Below are 18,048 nucleotides of genomic sequence, written 5' to 3'. Positions count from 1 at the left end.
TCTCCCACTACTCCGAGGGGCATTGGTACTAGACGGCGGAGGCTGGAGTCAGGGATACGACGGAGGTGCGCCGCAGTGTGCCGCCGCCTTCGATGCTGAGCGCGCCGTGGTCCATGAGGGGCTTCAGCGCCCTGATCACGTGCTCCGGTCGGTACACCGTTTCGAGAAGAGCGAAGTGTCGCAGGTCTTCGACGCGGACGGGTCCGCTGCGTCGAAGCTGTTGGGTGAGTAGTCGGGTCAGCGGTCCGAGTTGTGGTTCGTCGACGTCGAACAGCGTTTCGGCCTGCTCGTCGCGGGGATCGCGGAAGCCGACGCCCTGGGTGCGGTCGACCTCCCAGAGACTGTCCTTCATCTTCTGCACGCCGAGGCGATGGCGGGTGCCGAAGATCAGATAGAGCGGCTGTCCCTTCCTGGGGATCAGCTCGAAGTCCAACAGGTACGGGAAGCCTGCTGCGCGCAATGCTTGCCGGTAGCAGGTGAGAATGTGCCGGCTCTTCGCTCCTGGTGCCAGGTCTGCCACGGTTCGCCATGCGGGGTTGCCGCCGAACACCGCGTCGCCAGCTTCGCCGAGGTCGCTGACGAAGCGCACGAAGTGCTGCGGAAACAGGGTGACGATGACCTCGCTGGAGACGTTCGCGGCCAGGCGCCGAAGGAGGCGATATGGCACTGGCGCGTTACCCCAGGAGTCGAGGTTGGCGAAGATCGGTTGCCCCCAGGCGCGCATCTCGTCGAGGGTGGCCTCCAGATGGGAGGCGCAGGTGCCCTTAACGATCTTCACGGGCATGGCGGCGTCGGTGCGCGGCCGTTCAGGGAACGCCTTCGTCAGGGTCGCCCGGAGCATGTCGACGCAGCGTTGGTCGTCGTCGACAAAGGCGAAGCGGGCGACGCCCTTGGTCCTGGGCACCTTGGTGACCAGCGCCCGCATTGCGATCACTGGCGAACCCGGCTCGTCGCCCTTGTAGATCCCCGGGCCGGCGAAGCCCTCGGCGTAGGTGACCGAGGGATAGGCGTTGGAGCCGGCTAGGGCCTGTGTCGAAGCCGGTCACAGCCATTCGTTGATGGCGGCGATGTGCACGGTGGCTTCGTAGCGGACGGCGAGTTTGTCGAAGCGGGTCGCCACCGCACGGTGGCGTTTGAGTCGGTTGATGCCGCACTCCACGGCGTGACGCTGCTTGTACCGCTGCGGATCGAAGGCCGGTGGCCGGCCGCCCTTCGACCCCTTCCTCCGCCGGTTCGCGTCCTGGTCGGCCTTCGACGGGATCGTCGCCCTGATCCCACGTCGACGCAGGTAGCGGCGGTTGGCCCTCGACGTGTACGCCTAATGAGCGTGCAAGGGCTGGTCTTGCCCGGTGCTCGTTCGGAGATCTCGCGTTGTAGCCCGCGCGGTGAGCGCTTCGACAAGACCGATCCGACACGGCGGGTCCTGGCAGGACCGGCCCTTGCGCAGTGGTAGTCACTTGCTTGAGCCGCTCGCGTGGGCCACCTCTGGACAGGCCTGGATCATCGAATCCTTCGACAACGATGGAGGGCCACGCGGGCGTCCACGGTCACTTCAACGCTGGTGGGATGGTGGACCGAGAGTCCTTTCATTAGGTCGCGGCGTGATCGTGGCGGGCCCGCCCGAATCTCAGATATCACCTACGAGGGGTTGATGCCTATGACTGTTTACTGCGGAATTGACTGGGCCGAGGAACACCACGACGTCGCGATCATCAACGACAGCGGCGGGTTGGTCGCACGGCTGAGAATCGGTGATGACGCGGCCGGTTACCGGCAGTTGATCGAACTGCTCGCCGACGCCGGTGACAACCCGCAACAGCCGATCCCCGTGGCGATCGAGACCTCCCGGGGTCTGCTGGTGGCTTGCCTACGGGCGACCGGCCGGCAGATCTACGCGATCAACCCGGTCGCGGTCGCTCGTTACCGAGACCGATACACCGTCTCACGCACCAAGTCCGACCATGTCGACGCGGTGGTCCTGGCCAACATTCTGCGTACCGACATGGCCGTGCACCGGCCGCTGCCCAACGACTCCGAACTCGTCCAGGCGATCGCAGTTCTCGCCCGTGCGCAACAAGACGCCGTATGGGATCGAACCCAAGCCCACAACAAACTGCGCTCACTGCTGCGCGAGTACTACCCGACGTTCCTACTGGCCTTCCGCGACGCCCGCGGCGGGATCACCCGCCCCGAAGCCCGCGCCGTACTCGCCACAGCGCCCACCCCCACCCAGGCAACGACCCTGACCCCAGACGACCTCGCCGACGCCCTACGACGAGCCGGCCGGCAACGAGGCGTCACCGCCGAAGCTGACCGACTGCACCAGGCCCTGGCCACCGCAACCCTGCACCAGCCACCCCTGGTCGAACAGGCCATGGGACGACAAGCCCTGGCCCTACTGCGCGCCTTGGACACCGCCTGCCTCAACGCCGAAGACCTGGCCACGGCCGCAGAACAGTCTTTTGATCAACACCCGGACGCCGAGATCATCACCAGCTTCGCAGGCCTCGGTCGACTCATCGGCGCCCGGGTACTCGCCGAGATCGGGGATGACCGATCCCGCTTCGCTGATACACGAGCACTGAAATCGTATGCCGGTTCCGCCCCGATCACCCGCGCCTCCGGCAAGAGCCTGATCGTCAAAAATCAGCGCCTCGCCCACGCCAGCCATCTCTGGGCCTTCTCCGCCCTCACCGCCTCCCCCGGCGCCCACGCTCACTACCAACGCCGACGAACCGCGGGCGACGGCCACACCGCCGCCCTGCGCCACCTGTCCAACCGGCTCCTTGGCTGCCTTCACCACTGCCTGCAAACCCGACAGCTCTACCAGGAGACAACCGCCTTCACCCCACCTCAACCACAACAGCTACCCACCGCAGCTTGACACCAAATTGCGTGGGATGTCTTGTCGGCCAGCACGGTGTCGGGGCGGGTGCGTGGCCGGCCGCCACCGGTGCGGGGGACGCGGATCCTGGCCAGTACGGGGATGAACTGTGGGCTGTCGCCGCGTTGTCCGGCGGTCACCACCACGGCCATCAGTTTGCGGCCTTGTTCGCAGGCCAGATGGGTCTTGGTGGTCCAGCCGCCCCTCGACCGGCCGAGGCCGTGGTCTGCCGGCTCGGTCTGCACACCACCGGGGGGCTCTTTCTGCGCCTGACCGTCGCGGCGGGCCCCAGCGGCGTGGTGATGGGCGCGGCTGATGGTCGAGTCCACACTCACCGTCCAGCCGATCAACCCCGCCGCGTCCGCGCTGGCCTGCAACGAGGTGAGAATCCGAGACCAGACGCCGTCACGCTGCCAGCGCCGAAACCACCGGTACAGGGTCTGCCAGGGCGGGTAGTGCGCGGGCACGTCCCGCCACGGTGATCCGGTCCGGACCCGCCACCGGATGCCGTCGATGATCAGTCTCATGGTCCATCTGCGTGGCCGAGCATGACCCGTTCCCGCAGGCAGCAACGGCTCGAGTACCGCCCACTGCACGTCGGTCAGGTCATGTCGCCTCACTGCCGCTACGCTCGGCACGAGGTCTCCGGTGTGAAGTTCTAGCTTGGTCGCTGAACCAACTACCGGAGACCTCCTCGATTAGCGACCACCGCCGGTCACGTCCGCGCTGGTGGTGTAAGAGACGGCCATCGCGTGATCCGGTCTGATGCTATGCGGCGATCGGGGTGGGGTCGGGTTGGTCGGTGTCGTGTTGGCTGGTGTCGACGGTGATCAGGCGGGCTTTGGCCAGTAGTTCCAGGCCCATGTAGCGGCGTCCTTCGGTCCATTCATCGGTCTGCTCGGCCAGGACAGCACCGACGAGGCGGATGATCGCCGCCCGGTTCGGGAAGATCCCGACGACGTCGGTGCGCCGGCGGATCTCTTTGTTCAGGCGCTCTTGCGGGTTGTTCGACCAGATCTGACGCCAGATCTCGCGCGGGAAACTGGTGAACGCCAGGAGGTCGTCGCGGGCGGCGTCGAGGTGCTCGGCCGCGGTGGGGAACTTCGCTTCGATCGTCGCCACGACCCGCTGGAACTGGGCTCGGACGGCGTCGGCATCAGGCTGGTCGAAGATCGTGCGCACAAGGGTCGCGATCCACGGCTGCGCCGACTTCGGCACCTTCGTGAGCAGGTTGCGCAGGTAGTGGGTGCGGCATCGTTGCCAGGTGGTGCCGGGCAGGGCTGCGCCGATCGCGGCGACGAGGCCGCGGTGGGCGTCGGAGATGACCAGTTGGACGCCGGAGAGTCCGCGGGCGGTCAGGGATCGCAGGAACGCCAGCCAGCCGGCGCCGTCCTCGTCCGAGGCGACGTCGACGCCGAGGACTTCACGCTGGCCGTCGGCGTTGACCCCGACCGCGACCAGGGCGTGGACGTTGACGGTCCGGCCGTGTTCGCGGACCTTCATGGTCAGCGCGTCCATCCACACAAACGTGTAGTGCGCGGCGTCCAGGGGCCGGTTGCGGAACGCCTCGACCTGGGCGTCGAGGTGGGCGGCCATCTCCGAGACCTGCGACTTCGACAGCTGCCGGATCCCGAGCTGCTCGACCAGCTTCTCCACCCGCCGCGTCGAGACCCCGAGCAGATAACTCGTGGCCACCACCGAGACCAGGGCCTGCTCGGCCCGTCGCCGATGCGTCAGCAGCCAGTCGGGGAAGTAGCTGCCCTGACGGAGCTTGGGGATCGCCAGGTCGATCGTTCCGGCGCGGGTGTCCCACTCCCGAGGCCGGTAGCCGTTGCGCGAGTTGACCCGCTCGTCGCTGCGTTGCCCGTAGCCGGCGCCGCAGATGGCATCCGCCTCGGCGGACATCACCGCCTGCGCGAACGTGCGGATCATCGCCTGCAACACATCCGGCGACGCGCCCTCAATCTGCTCGCGCAGCAGGTCAACAGGGTTCACACTCTTTGAAGCGGCCATCGCGCTCTCTCTTCCTTCTCTGACTTGGTCGTCTTGAAGGATCGACGCGATGGCCGTCTCTCATCTACGCAACACGCCCATCACGGGCAAGTCGTACACCACTCCCGTGGACGCAACCCCACCGCCACGCCGTTGACCGCTACGAAACACGGCCTAGGAGGATGGGGAACCAGCGCTCAAGGTAGCGCTGGTAGATGTCATGCTTGGCGCCCGTGTGTGGGGCGCATTCCCATGGCACCTCACCATTGACCGGCATCCGTACCCCCTGGCTACCGAGTGTCAGGCGTCAGTGTCTCATCGCAACCTCATCGGCGAAACCCATCGACCGTTGGCCGGCCTGCGCGAAGCGACTACGGCGGTCATGCCTTTGGCGAGACAGCAGCGAATATGCGCGTGGGCATGGCCGAGTGTTCGCGTCCGTCTAGCTCACGGCCGCCAGCCTTCGGCGTGCGACCCCCCCACTGCTTGAAGAAGAAGGCGGTCCCCGCCTCACCACACTTGTCCCGCAACTGCCGAACCCACAGCGGGTCCACTGGTCGGTGGGCCGGCCCGGACTCGCCCCCAGCGATGAGCCAGTCGATACCGTCTAGGTTCAAGTCGGCCAACGGGCCGAGCAGGGGTTCTGCGGAGAGGAAGCGGACAGCGGCCGGAACCCGCCGCAAGTCGTCCACGCGGGAGAGTTCCGTGGGGCCCTCCACGCTGACGCCCATCCAGATGTTCGGTGCCCAGTCCAACTGCGGGGCCACCTTAGCCAGCCTGCCTGCTCGTTTGGTGAGTAGCTGGTAGGTATGCTGCGGCGTTTCGTGCATCACCTCGAACACCCGCTGCACGAACGGCAGCGGTACTCGAGCGTGGAAGAGATCCGACATCGAGTTTACGAACACGATCCGGGGATCGCGCCAGCGTCTGGGGACGTCTAGGGCGTCTTCGTGTACTGCGACCCCGAAGCCGGGACCGGAGGTTCGTGGATCACCGTCGGTCTGATACTTGGCTGAACCCATAGCCTTCAGCCGCTTCGACAGAGTGAGGGCGTAGCAGTTGTCGCAGCCCCGGGAAACGCGATCGCACCCGGTGGTGGGGTTCCACGTCGCCTCTGTCCACTCGATGGGACTGTGGTCCGCCACCGAATCACCTCCCTACACGCCTATACTGTCGAACGTTCGTACGATGCGGAAGGGGATCGCTCAAAGTCGCCGCTCCGCCGGTCGTCGGCGATGTCGCGTTACCGCGTACAACGGTCGGGCAAGTGGATAGACGTTGGCGGCGTGGGATTGCTGTACGGAGCACGGCGCGCAGACCGGACAGCAGCCAGTCAACGGGTCGGTGCGGCGGCAGGCTACCTCCGTGAGTGCCGTGCGCCAGCCGCCGAGTCGGCCGGCGGCGACCTGTCGTAGGGGCTCGGATCCTTGAAGCGAACAAGATCGTCAGAGGATTGACCTGTCTATCGATATGCCGTAAGTGGCCCTTCGCCCCCGGCGCGGGTAGGGTACAGCCCTGGCGCGCACTGCTTTCCTCTGCCGAGGAACGCCCTCACACTGTCCACACAGGGCACCGGCGCCGGCAAGAAGATCGTCGGCCGCAAACGCGGCATCATCACCGACACCTCGGCCTCCTCCTCGCCGTCACCGTCTGCGCCGCAAGCGCCAGCGACAACACCATCGGCATGAACCTCCTCGACCAGGCCACCACCACCTACCCCACCCTGACCAAGACCTGGGTCGACGCCGGCTTCAAGAACCGCGTCGTCGAACACGGCGCCACACTCGGCGTTGACGTCGAGATTGTCACCAAGACCCGCAGGCCAAGGGCTTGAGCGTGGTCAAGCGCAGATGGGTCGTCGAACGCACCATCGGCTGGCTCATGCACCACCGCCGACTCGTCCGCGACTACGAAGCCCGCCCCGACAACTCCGCCAGCATGATCACCCTCGCCATGATCGACAACCTCGCCAAACGCCTCACCACCGAAACCACCCCAACCTGGCGAGAACCCCTACAACCACAACACACACAAAATACGTGAATCAGACGTCCTCTTAGCGCTCAGACCAGGGGCGGCTTACCTGTGCAGCCGATCTTTCCAAATAGCGAGACTTCTCTGCGCCGCCATTGTCTCCTTGTGTAACTCACCGAGGATAACGCCCGCGTCTACCGATAGACGCTCAAGATCTCGAACTGCCCCAACGGCGTCGCCGGCAGCGCCCCGCCACTGTGCGACGATACGGCGAGCGGCGAGGACTGCGACATGCTCAGCCCCGAGGAGCCCCACCAATTCAGCCAACAGGAACTGCGAGTCTCGGAGTTGCTCTAGGATCCCGACTGCCTCTGTCTGTAGATGAGAATCTAAGGACCCCAGGGTATGGATTGCTCGATTTCGGATCGTGACCCAGTGCTGGCCCTGTGATGGATCGGATGGAGCCTTGGACGACTTTTCCCACCATGGCTGAGTATCATCGGCTGATGTCTGTGGCGAAACGGGATCAAAGAATGAGACGTCGGATAGCACGAATTTCCGGGGGCTTTGGTTTACTCGCTCGCCACTGGGCCGCCCCAGGATTCCTGATGCTTCTGTCCGCTTGGCGGCGTCTTCCTCATATCGGCGCTCTCCTCCCGGCGCCAACGCTCGGCGAAGTGGCGCTACGCCTTGCGTATACGAAGCGCTAAGTCGATCTAGCGCTGCTACTACCTTTCGTATACGTGTGAGTTGATCTTCTTCTAGTGAGTGGGACGGGATTGCCGAGTGTCGGAACATCAGCGCCGGATCCAGCGATGGTTCCTCTGAACTGAGGCCAGGCAAGCTAGGGTTGACGATCGAGACGCCCTGCCCCGCATTGCTGGCTTCGACACCTGGGCGCGGGTCGTCGACTTCGCTAGGAGAGCTTGCAGCGGATTCCTTGATCGAGCGCAGTAAACGGGGTGATGCTCCATGCTTCCGAAGGAGCGAGTGGAAGCGCGCCGAGACCAGTCCTGAGCGCCTCGGGTGAACTCGAACTCCGGAATCGTTGTTATCGTCCATGGCTTCCCCACCAACCTGTTGGCGGCGGCCCTAGTTGTTCAAGCGTCGCAGCCAAATCATCAAGTATGTCTTGCATTCTTTCAGCCAGAAGATCCGGTGACTTCAGGGGGCCACTTACGAGAATGCAACCATTGGGCCTTCCATCTACTGCGAAGGTTGGACTAGCCACAACTCCTTCCGGAAGCGAAGATCGGCGCAGCTGCCCCCAACTTAGACCGTAGCGTTGCCTTGCTGAACGGCGCTCCCATGCTTTTGGCCCCTCTTGAGTGGCTAGTCGAACGAACATGCGCCAGTCTTCCGCTAAGACTACTTGCTCGGAGAATGCCGTTCCCGCAATGCCAACTCCGGGTCTGACTAGGCGGTCGGTATCTGCAATGCTGACGCCTGCGCGTAGCCCGGAAACTAGGCCAAGTCGTAGCCATTTCGACACCCCTCGCCGACGGTAGTATTTTACGTCGATCTCGTCCCACGGTGCCGCGGTAATCTCGACGATCGACGACACTGTCGCGCTAAAGATCGCTCGGAGGTCATTGTCCCACTCTCGAATTCGGGCGGATTGCACTGCATGGTTAACCTCTTTAATGCCGTCATAAAGGACAAAGGCCGCCAAAGCGACAACGCTCGCCCACTGCAGGGCCGGCCTTTCATCCCAGAAGCTTCTGCTAGGCAGATTCAGCTGGGCGAGCGTCACCACCGCAGCAGCTACTGCCATCGCCGTAGCCCGGAGTAGGCGCAGAACCATCACTTTCTAAGTGTGGCTTATCCAGCTGTCGATGGGAACTCAGGCACTGGCCAAGTTGGACGAACGCGGGTTTGAAGGAGTCTCGTGCCCAGACGACAACACCAAGGTCGCCCAACACCTGGCCGCTCTCAAAGTCCCAGGTGTGTCCGGTTTGGTCAGACGCCATCCGCTATCCGATCGCCGACAGGTGGCAGGGAGCGCGATGGGTCGTACATGTGATCGGGGCTGGGGCTCGCAGGTGATGCGCTGTGCCGTGAGCTGTGGGCGCGACGCCTGCTTCGGTTGGGTCAGTGTGTGTACTCCAGGGTGGTGCGGGACAGGTGGTGGAGGGTGTCGGCGAACTTCGTCGCGTCGAGATTCTGCAGGTGGTTGATGAGGTCGTCGCGAGTTTGCTCGGCTATCGTGCGGAGGCCGTCGACGGTCGTGCCGCTGGGCGGAATGATGGCCCGAAACGTGGGGTCGTGGATGGCGGTCTTGACCATTTCCTCGGCGATCCAGTACGGGGTGCGTTCGCCGATGGCGACGGTGAGATGGATGCTGGTTTCGGTGTTGGAGATGTTGCGGGGGTTGTGGACCCACCCGCGGGGCAGCACAAGTACCTCGCCGGCCTTCAGATCGTGGGTGAAGTCCGGGCCGGCGGCGGTCCATTGCTGGCGCCACTTCTCCTGCCAGATCTTGGAGGAGTCGTGGTAGTCGCGTGTCGGTGCAGGGTAGAGGGGTTTCCAGCAGTCCCAGCGTTTCGTGCCGGCGAGTTGGATGGCGAGCGTCATCTGCTGGTCCCAGTGGTGACGTAGTCCCTGCTCGCCGGGTGGGGTGACGAAGGCGTGGACGAAGGTGCTGTAGCCGGTTTCCTGCTGGACGCCGTGGGCGAGGCGGTGCATGGCCGGGCTGATGCGTTCCATGTGGCCGAAGCGGACGGTGAAGCCGTTGTCGAGGAGGTTCCGTAGTCGGGGACCGTCGGTGCGGCCGTTGGTGCTGAACGAGGCGGCGTTGAGGGATGGGTTGGGAGCCTTGACGACGGCGATCTCGGCGGCGGGAACGCAGCCGGTGTCGATCCATTCGTAGAGGGTGGTCGCGTTGATCTCGCGGTCCAGCGCGGCGGGGACGCTGTCGTAGACGTGGATCTGATCAGGCCAGTTGGTCATCAGGTTCCTGACGCCGGCCTCGGGGAGCAGGAGAGTGAGCGACATGCTATTCCTTCCGCGATGGCGGTTGATGGCAGGAGGGCGTGGGCGAAGTGAAGTCGAGCGGCGGCTACGGGTGGATCAAGCACGGGGTTGGGAGTGCCCGTAGTCGCTACACCCGCTTCTGGCTAGAGCGGTGGTTGGCGGGCCGCCCTCGGGTGGGGCGGCCCGCCGCGTTGACGATGGTGCTGCGATCAGGCGGTGAGCCCCTGCTCGGTGAGGAACCCGCGGGCGAAGGTGGTCAGCTCGTCCTTGGTGAAGCGGAGCTGACCGGCGTCGGGGTTCTTGCTGTCGCCCACGACGAAGCCGTCGGTGGTGCCGGGGATCTCGCCGTACTCGACGCACTGCTGGTTCTCGCTGCCGAGGTTGCCACCGCAGCGGTTCCGCAGCGTCACGCCGTCGAGGGGCATGCTGTACAGGTCGAGCGACATGGTGAGTCCTCCGATCCTTGCTGATTGCGGAGAGTCGGTCTCCGCGCCGTGACGCGCCCAAGCCCTGGGGCATAGGGATTCCTGCGCGGGCTCGGGTTTCCGTGCGGGCGGTGCCGCGGTCTGAGCCTGGCATCCGCGACGGCACGGATGGCAGACCGTCGCGGGTGGGTGCCAGGGTGCGCGAAAGGTGTGCTCGGCTCAGATTCGGCTCAGAGGGTGGTTCGGTAGCTTTCGTCCAATATGGGTTTGGGCTGGCATGTGAATGTGAGCCGTGGTCGTAACCGGTAGGTCCGGCCGGCGTTGGGCTGATCATGGGTGAGCGTGCGGCGTATCCGAGTGACCTGACCGATGAGCAGTGGGCGGTGGTGGGTCCGTTCCTGCAGGCGTGGAAGGACCGGCATCCGTCGGTGTCGGGGCATCAGGGTCGCTACGAGCTGCGGGAGATCGTGAATTCGATCTTCTACCAGAACCGGACGGGTTGTCAGTGGGCGTACCTGCCGCACGATCTGCCGCCGAAGTCCGCGACGTATTACTACTTCGCCCAGTGGCGTGACGACGGCACTGACCAGGTGATTCATGATCTGCTGCGGTGTCAGGCGCGGGAGAAGGCCGGCCGTCGGGAGGATCCGACCGCGGTGGTGCTGGACACTCAGTCGATTCGGGCGGCCAACCACGTCCCGGCGGCGACGACCGGCAAGGACGCGGCGAAGAAGGTGCCGGGCCGTAAGCGGGGCCTGGCGGTGGACGCGCTGGGGTTGATCATCGCGGTGGTGGTCACCGCGGCGTCGGTCACCGACAATGCGATCGGTGTGAGGCTGCTGGACAACGTCCTCGCGCACACGCCGACGGTGACCAAGGCGTGGGTCGATGCCGGGTTCAAAGACGACGTGCAGATCCACGGCGCGGTCCGAGGTATCGATGTCGAGCAGGTCCTGCGGTCCGACACGACGGCCGGGTTCGTGCCGGTGAAGCGCCGGTGGGTGGTGGAGCAGACCAACGGCACGTTGATGCTGCACCGCCGTCTGGTCCGCGAGTACGAGAGCCGACCCGCCTCCGCGGTGTCACGCACCTGGTGGGCCTCGACGGCGAACCTCATCCGCCGGTTGACCGGCACCGCCACCACGTCCTGGCGCGACCAACGGTGACGCAGCCGACGCTGCTGGCCCTGCTCACCGAACGCGAGAACGCCGCCGGCCTGGCCGTCGAGCGGCTCCGCGCCCAGATCGCTTCCCTCGACGAGCAGCTCACCGCGGCCGAGACCGAGGTCGCCGAACTCGCCATCACCCGCAAGACGCTCCTGAGCCTGGGCGGCCCACTCGATCCGGCGGCACCTGCTGACCCGACCGTCGCCAGCCCCGCCTACCAACAGATCCTCGCCGTGTTCCACGGCGCCAACGCACCGATGCGCGCCAAGGACATCTGCCAGGCCCTCGCCGCCGGCACCACCGCGAAGGACACCGAGAATCTCCGCGCGAAGCTCAAACGCCTCGTCGCCCGCCAGATCCTCACCGAACCCGAGGCCGGACTGTTCACCCTGGCCCCGCCGACGGCGTCCGCGTAACCCCCACCACCAGGGCCGCTAACGAACCGTCAAACCCGCATCGGACAAAGCCTCCCGAACCACCCTCTGAACGATAGCCGTCTCGTCGGGTCGGGCCTGGTGGGCGTGCCAGGCGGCTTCGTACTCGTCTGGGGATCGCCAGCCGAGGTCTTTCTGGATGCGGCGGGTGTTGTACCACCCATCTATGTAGGCGAAGATCGCGTTCTCGGCCTCGTCGCGGGTCCGCCAGGAGTTGCGGTAGACCAGTTCGATCTTCAGCGTCGACCAGAAGTTCTCCATCAGAGCGTTGTCGAACGAGTCGCCGACCGACCCCATCGAGGGCAGGATCCCGTTGTCAGCCAGGCGTTGCGCGAAGCGGAACGACGTGTAGTTCGAGCCCCTGTCCGAGTGGTGGATCAGTTGCCCGTCGCGGACGTCGCGGGACCAGATGCCGTATTCGAGAGCGCCGAGGATCAGGTCGGTGTCGCATCGGTCTGAGCACCGCCAGCCCACGATGCGGTTGGAGAACACATCCCGCACCGCGGCCAGCCAGAACACGCCCTCACCGCAGGGGATGCGGGTCGCGTCGGCAACCCACAGCCGGTTTGGTGCCGCAGCGGTGAACTGCCGGTTGACCAGGTCCGGAGCCGGTGTTGCCTTCGGGTTCGCCCGGGTGGACGGAATGCGCCACTTCTTGCGCAGGAACGCGCCCTGCAGGCCGGCGGTCCGCATCAACCGCTCGACCCGCTTGCGGCCCACCTGCCGACCCTGCCGGCGCAGCATGGCGTGCACCCTCGGACTTCCGTAGGTGCCGCCGGACACGTCGTGGATCTCGGCGATCTCCACCGCCAGCTCGGCGTCCTCGCGTCGCCTGGGGGACGGGTTGGCGGCTTGGGTGAGCCAGCCGTAGTAGGTGGAGACGGCCACGCCGATGACCCGGAGGACGGGCTCGACCCCGAAGCGATCGCGCAGCTCGTTGATGAGCGTCACGACCGTCGCCGGGTCGGGTCGAGTTCCGAGGCGAAAAAAGCCGAGGCGGCCTTCAGGATCTCATTGGCACGCTTCAGTTCGGCGTTCTCCCGCCGCAGCCGGCGCAGCTCCTCAAGCTCGGAGGTCGTGGGCCGATCGTCGCGCTGGCCGCGGTCGGCTTCGTCCTGGCGGATCCAGTTGCGCAACGCCTCGTGATGCACCCCGAGCTGCCGGGCAAGCTGACGGATCACGGGCTTCGGGTCCGACTCCCGATACAACCGCACCGCACGTTCACGCAGCTCATCGGGGTACTTCTTCGGTGCTGCCACGGATGACTCCCTTCAGCTCCATCAGAGCATGATCGAAAGCCTCCGAGCTACCGGGGGAACCTCACCCCGCCCACCTCCACGAACCTGTCCAGCAGCGCGAACGCGCGTTCCTGGTCCACCATCGTGCCGTAGTTCATCGTCCCCAGCACCAGCCGGGCCGCTGCCCTGTCCCCTGCCATGACGTCGACCCTGACACCTGGAGCGCACTCCAGATCAAGCCCTCCGTCCGGGGTGGTCGGGCGCGGGTGCGTCCACCATGTCTGGCCGGTCGGGGCGTCGGGTGCCACGCCGACAGCCCCACGGTCGCCAGACCCTAAGGATGCGAAATGCGTAACTTGCCCGATTTGCTCTCGTTCACTCGGTGACGGCTGCCGCCACATCACGCAGGCCCGTCATCCATCTGAACGGGGGAAAGTGGTGAGGACCGTCCTGCGAAGAACCACGAGCGCCGCCACGGCGCTGCTGGTCACCAGCCTGGCAACCCTGACCCTGGGTATGCCGGCCCTGGCGGCACCGGGCGACGCGAGCGCCCGCGGGGTCGTCGTCGACCTCTCGGCCGAGGTGGCCGGGATAGCCGTGATCAGCGCCGACGCGACCGTCGGCACCGCCACCGCGCCCGCCGGAGGGGGCACCGACACCGAGACGCTGCTGGCGATCTCGATACCGGGGGCGGTTGGCGTGACCGCCAGCGGCACCGTCGAGGAGGTCACCGCCACCCGGGCAGCCGACGGGTCGTCGGCGTCCTCCAGCGTCAACGGGCTCAACCTGGCCGTGCTCGGCATCGACGTGCTGAACGCCACGGAGGTCACCGCCACCGCGGTCTGTCCGCAGGTCGGCGCGACCAGCGCGGACACCACACTCGTCGGGCTGGAACTGTTCGGCTCGGCGGTGACGCTGACGGCGAACACCCCCGCCGTCGTGGGTAGCGCGGCGGTGGTGGTGCCGGGGCTGCTGGACGCGAGCCTGAACGCCTCGTTGACCCGCGTCGAGACGACCACCGCCACCGGTGCCACCGCAATCACCGTGCGGGCCGTGCTGACCCTGTCAGGCAGCATCCTCGGTGTCCCGACCACCATCCCCGTCGGAACCGTCATGGTCGCCGAGGCACTCTGCGAGCGTCCGCCGGCGGCACCGACCACCGCGACGATCGCCCCGGACGAGGGCCCGCAGTCGGGCGGCCAGACCGTGACGATCACCGGCACCGGCTTCATCCCGGGCGGCACCACGGTCACCTTCGACGGCGTACCCGCGACCGACGTCACGGTCGCACCGGGCGGCACCTCCCTGACGGCGGTCACCCCGCCCGGCGCGGTCGGACCCGCCGAGGTCGTGGTCGGCACGGTGAACGGCACGGCCGCCCCGCTGGGCTACACGTACCTGGCCGACGGCAGCGCGGCCACCATCACCGGCCTCACACCGACCTCCGGGCCGACCATCGGCGGCACCACCGTGACCATCACCGGCACCGGCTTCACCGGAGCGGCCGGCGTGGACTTCAACGGCCTGCCCGGAACCGGGTTCACCGTCAACCCGGCCGGCACCACGATCACCGTGGTGACCCCGCCGAACCCGGCGGGCCCGGCCCTGGTCGAGCTGGTCTTCCCGGCCGGTCGGGTGACCGCGCCGACGTTCACCTACCTCGGGCCGACGATCACCTCGATCGTCCCGGGCACCGGACCGACCGCCGGCGGCACCACGGTGACCATCACCGGCACCGGCTTCACCGGGGCGACCGGAGTGACCTTCGGCGACACCCCGGGCACCAACGTCACGGTCAACCCGGGCGGAACCTCACTGACCGTGGTCACCCCGCCCGGTCAGGTCGGCCCGGTGGACGTCACCGTGCTCCTGCCGGGCGCGGACGCGACCGCCCCGGACGGTTTCACCTACGTGGCAGCGCCACCGACCGTCGCGTCGATCACCCCGAACGCGGGTCCCCAGTCGGGCGGACAGACCGTGACGATCACCGGCACCGGTTTCGTCCCCGGTGACACGACCGTCACCTTCGACGGGGCACCGGCCACCAACGTCACGGTCGCCCAGGGGGGCACCTCCCTGACGGCGGTCACCCCGCCCGGCGCGGTCGGACCAGCCGTCGTGGTGGTGAGCACCGGCGGCGGTACGGCGGCACCGTTGGACTACACCTACCTCGCCGACGGCAGCGCCGCGACCGTGACCGGGCTGACCCCGACGAGCGGGCCGACCTCCGGCGGCACCACGGTCACCGTCACCGGGACCGGGTTCACCGGCGCCACCGGCGTGAACTTCGACGGGGTGCCCGGCACCGGATTCACCGTCAACCCGGCCGGCACCACGATCACCGTGGTGACCCCGCCGAACGCGGCCGGGCCGGCAGACGTCCGACTGGTGTTCCCCGCCGGCACCGCCACCGCGCCCGTCTTCACGTACGTCGCACCGACGATCACCTCCATCGTGCCGGACACCGGACCGACCACCGGTGGCACCACGGTGACCATCACCGGCACCGGTCTCACTGGTGCCACCGGCGTGAACTTCGGCAACACACCCGGCACCAACCTGGTCGTGAACCCGGACGGCACCTCGCTGACCGTGGTCACCCCGCCCGGCTCGCCCGGGACGGTGGACGTCACCGTCCTGCTGCCCGGTGACGACGTCACCGCACCGGACGGATTCACCTACGAACCCGCCCCGCCGCGCATCGACACCGTCGACCCCGGACAGGGGCCGACCGGTGGCGGCACGACCGTGACGGTCGGTGGCTCCGGGTTCGTACCGGGCGGCACCACGGTAACCATCTGCGGCACGACCATCCCGGCCGACCAGGTCACCGTGGCGCTGGACGGCCGCTCGCTGACCTTCCGCACACCGCGGTGCGCGGCCGGGAACACCACGATCACGGTGAGCACCGGCGGCGGCACCTCCAACGGAATCACCTTCCGCTACGTCGGGGGGATCCTGCCGGTGACCGGTGACGCCCTCACCGCGCCGCTGACCGTCGGGGTGGTGCTCGCGCTCCTCGGCACCGTCCTCGTCGTGCTGACCCGCCGCCGGCACCGCGCCGGCCGCACCGGCTGACCGGATGCTCCCGGCCAGGGTCCTACCCGACCCTGGCCGGGAGCCACGCTCCCAACCGTCCTCAGGGGCCGATCGCGCCCACGTACCCCTGAGCGGGCGCTCGACTGGGAGCTCAGTCAGCGTCAGGCAGGTCGTACCGCCGGTACGCCGCCGGACACGGACCCAGGGCGTCATCGTCGAGGTGGGCCCGGGCGGTGGCGCGGCCCAGGTTCCACTCCTGCCACGCGTCGCGCCGGTTGGACCCCGACGAGGGCGCCGAACCGCCGGTCAGTTCGTTGGTGATTGCGGCCAGCGCGCAGGAGCGGTACGGCTCCGGCAGCTTCCGCAGCGCCGGAACGGCGTCGGCGGACAGGGTGCTGAGGTAGTACACATCGATCCCGTGCTTCTCGAACCGGTTCACGTTCTGCCGGGCGATGAACGCGTCGGGATTGAGCACGGCTAGGCCGATCAGCGCGCCGACGGCCGCGGCGAGGGCGGCCCGGGGCACCCATCGTCCCCGCAGCTTGATCCCGGCCACCAGGATGAGCAGGAACAGCACTCCCAGCCACAGTTCGCCGACGGTCACCAGCAACCGTTGCCGGGTGAACCCGTACGCCTGCTCGTAGGCCGCCATCCGGGAGAGGGCCGAGGCGACGATGACCAGGGTCAGGGCCGACAGCAGTCCCAGCAGCGTGCGCAGCAGCACCCGGTCGGACACTGTGGCCCGGGGCGCGATCTGGGCCGCTACGCCCACCACGATCACGGTGAGCCCGGTGACCACCAGTAGCTGCCAGAAGCCGGCCCGGGCGTATTCCGCGTACGTCAGCCCGGCGGTCTTCGCCACGTGCTCACCGCCGCCGAACAGGACCGTCGCTTGGACCGCGACGAAGCCCGCGAACAGCGCGACCAGTCCGCCGACCGGAAGGGCCCACTCGATCCGGCGGACCAGCCCCAGCCGCGACTCCGGTTCAGGCACGGTCGTGCCGGTCAGCAGACCGTAGGCCGCGACCGCCGTCACCACGACGGCGGCCGCCGCCGACCCCAGCCACTGCACCACGGTGCTGCCGTCGACCGATGGGATCAGCACGGACAACACCTCGGCGAACGCCGCGTCCGCCTCGGCCAGCAGGAACCCGAACACGGCCAGCAACGCCACCGCTACCAGCCCGGCGATGGTGGTCCGCCGGGCCGCGCCCCGATCCTGTACGCGGATCCTGATCGCGTCCCTGAGCAGCCATCGCAGCGCGGCCGGCACCGAACCGACCACCCGCAGCGGGGCGGCAACCAGGCTGCCAGCCGACCAGCGATCGGCCAGGGCCACGCAGCCGACCACCCCGGCGGCAAGCATGCACAGGACGAACAGCCACTCCGCCGCGCGCACCGCGCCCACGGCGGTCAGCGCCACCACGGCCACGGCCTCGCCGGCCCGGACCGCCGTACGACCGGACCACGCAAAACCGCTGCCGGCCGAGACCACTACCGCGGCGGCGACGGCGAGAGCGGTCAACAGCCACCCGATGCCCGGCCGGTCCCACGACAGCGCGACGGCCGCCACGATCGCGGCGCCCGCGGTGGCGGTGATCGCCGCTCCGGGCCGTGGCGCGGGCGTGGATCCGGGCGGCCCGGACTCGGGCGACGACGAGGCTGGCGACGACGGCTCGGGTGGCTCGCTCGGTGGTGGCGTGGCGGTCGTGACGGGCAACGACATCACATTCCCTTCGGACGCGGTGACGCGGCTTGCGAATCTGTGTCTAGTGGGCGGCGGGTTGTCCGGCTTCGGGAATGCGGTATGGACAAACAACAGTGGACAACCGATTCGGCCGTTCCTGTGGTTCGAGGTTGTCCGGTTTCCGGATGTGGGAACTGAACAACCGTCGACCAGGACTTCCGACGACGGCCGCTGAT

Annotated in this window: 13 protein-coding genes and 4 pseudogenes; 6 read left to right on the top strand and 11 right to left on the bottom strand. The window is 67.3% G+C overall.

Annotated elements, in window-relative coordinates; translation table 11 throughout:
- Positions 1-28: 28 nt before the first annotated feature.
- Together tcmP and O7633_RS17915 are read right to left on the bottom strand one after the other, a co-directional pair.
- Positions 29-997: pseudogene (tcmP, locus tag O7633_RS17920) on the bottom strand (three-Cys-motif partner protein TcmP); the annotation flags it as partial.
- Positions 998-1,042: 45 nt separating this feature from the next.
- Positions 1,043-1,318: pseudogene (locus O7633_RS17915) on the bottom strand (transposase); the annotation flags it as partial.
- A gap of 339 nt (positions 1,319-1,657) precedes the next feature.
- Between O7633_RS17915 and O7633_RS17910 the strand changes: the two are divergent.
- Positions 1,658-2,884: an IS110 family transposase gene (locus O7633_RS17910; protein ID WP_282323229.1), complete on the top strand. Its 1,227-nt coding sequence runs from the start codon at positions 1,658-1,660 to the stop codon at positions 2,882-2,884.
- Positions 2,885-2,895: 11 nt separating this feature from the next.
- On the opposite strand, the pseudogene O7633_RS17905 reads toward O7633_RS17910, so the two are convergent.
- The 3 genes and pseudogenes from O7633_RS17905 to O7633_RS17895 all read right to left on the bottom strand — a co-directional run.
- Positions 2,896-3,522, bottom strand: a pseudogene (locus tag O7633_RS17905) (IS5 family transposase); the annotation flags it as partial.
- A gap of 130 nt (positions 3,523-3,652) precedes the next feature.
- The gene (locus O7633_RS17900; protein ID WP_282323228.1) at positions 3,653-4,897 is read right to left on the bottom strand and encodes an IS256 family transposase; all 1,245 of its coding nucleotides are present in this window, start codon (positions 4,895-4,897) and stop codon (positions 3,653-3,655) included.
- Positions 4,898-5,256: 359 nt separating this feature from the next.
- Complete coding sequence (locus O7633_RS17895) at positions 5,257-6,021, bottom strand: phage Gp37/Gp68 family protein (protein ID WP_282323227.1); 765 nt, start codon at positions 6,019-6,021, stop codon at positions 5,257-5,259.
- Between the two features lie 405 nt (positions 6,022-6,426).
- Here O7633_RS17895 and O7633_RS17890 point away from each other — a divergent pair.
- Positions 6,427-6,919: pseudogene (locus O7633_RS17890) on the top strand (transposase); the annotation flags it as partial.
- A gap of 2,022 nt (positions 6,920-8,941) precedes the next feature.
- Here the strand turns inward: O7633_RS17890 and O7633_RS17885 are convergent.
- On the bottom strand, positions 8,942-9,844 hold the full coding sequence (locus O7633_RS17885) for a cupin domain-containing protein (RefSeq protein WP_282323226.1): 903 nt from the start codon (positions 9,842-9,844) through the stop codon (positions 8,942-8,944).
- 188 nt (positions 9,845-10,032) lie between these two features.
- Positions 10,033-10,269 carry a DUF397 domain-containing protein gene (locus tag O7633_RS17880; RefSeq protein ID WP_282323225.1) on the bottom strand — a complete coding sequence of 79 codons (237 nt, stop codon included), beginning with the start codon at positions 10,267-10,269 and terminating at the stop codon, positions 10,033-10,035.
- Positions 10,270-10,580: 311 nt separating this feature from the next.
- Here O7633_RS17880 and O7633_RS17875 point away from each other — a divergent pair, with 311 nt between their 5' ends.
- Positions 10,581-11,414: an IS5 family transposase gene (locus O7633_RS17875; protein WP_278127551.1), complete on the top strand. Its 834-nt coding sequence runs from the start codon at positions 10,581-10,583 to the stop codon at positions 11,412-11,414.
- Positions 11,411-11,830: a hypothetical protein gene (locus tag O7633_RS17870; protein WP_278127552.1), complete on the top strand. Its 420-nt coding sequence runs from the start codon at positions 11,411-11,413 to the stop codon at positions 11,828-11,830. Before O7633_RS17875 ends, O7633_RS17870 begins: the two co-directional genes overlap by 4 nt.
- Positions 11,831-11,848: 18 nt before the next feature.
- Here the strand turns inward: O7633_RS17870 and O7633_RS17865 are convergent, their stop codons facing one another.
- The 3 genes from O7633_RS17865 to O7633_RS17855 are packed head-to-tail and all read right to left on the bottom strand — an operon-like array spanning position 11,849 to position 13,286.
- Complete coding sequence (locus tag O7633_RS17865; RefSeq protein WP_282323224.1) at positions 11,849-12,799, bottom strand: IS3 family transposase; 951 nt, start codon at positions 12,797-12,799, stop codon at positions 11,849-11,851.
- Positions 12,796-13,107 (bottom strand): transposase, encoded by a 312-nt coding sequence (locus O7633_RS17860; protein WP_104113285.1) that lies wholly within the window; start codon positions 13,105-13,107, stop codon positions 12,796-12,798. The genes O7633_RS17865 and O7633_RS17860 overlap by 4 nt, the downstream gene beginning before the upstream one ends.
- A 47-nt stretch (positions 13,108-13,154) precedes the next feature.
- Complete coding sequence (locus tag O7633_RS17855) at positions 13,155-13,286, bottom strand: hypothetical protein (RefSeq protein ID WP_278130167.1); 132 nt, start codon at positions 13,284-13,286, stop codon at positions 13,155-13,157.
- Positions 13,287-13,524: 238 nt separating this feature from the next.
- Here O7633_RS17855 and O7633_RS17850 point away from each other — a divergent pair, with 238 nt between their 5' ends.
- Positions 13,525-16,164, top strand: coding sequence for an IPT/TIG domain-containing protein (locus O7633_RS17850; RefSeq protein WP_282323223.1), 2,640 nt, complete (start codon positions 13,525-13,527; stop codon positions 16,162-16,164).
- Between the two features lie 112 nt (positions 16,165-16,276).
- Here O7633_RS17850 and O7633_RS17845 read toward each other — a convergent pair whose 3' ends face one another.
- Positions 16,277-17,698 carry a DUF4173 domain-containing protein gene (locus tag O7633_RS17845; RefSeq protein ID WP_282323222.1) on the bottom strand — a complete coding sequence of 474 codons (1,422 nt, stop codon included), beginning with the start codon at positions 17,696-17,698 and terminating at the stop codon, positions 16,277-16,279.
- A 16-nt stretch (positions 17,699-17,714) separates the two neighbouring features.
- On the opposite strand from O7633_RS17845, the gene O7633_RS17840 reads away from it, so the two are divergent.
- On the top strand, positions 17,715-18,047 hold the full coding sequence (locus O7633_RS17840) for a hypothetical protein (RefSeq protein WP_282323221.1): 333 nt from the start codon (positions 17,715-17,717) through the stop codon (positions 18,045-18,047).
- Position 18,048: the final 1 nt, after the last annotated feature.

This window comes from Micromonospora sp. WMMD712 (assembly GCF_029581295.1).
Taxonomy (GTDB): Bacteria; Actinomycetota; Actinomycetes; order Mycobacteriales; family Micromonosporaceae; genus Micromonospora; species Micromonospora carbonacea.
The sequence above is the reverse complement of the archived record's forward strand: the minus strand, read 5'-3'. Positions and strand labels throughout refer to the sequence as shown.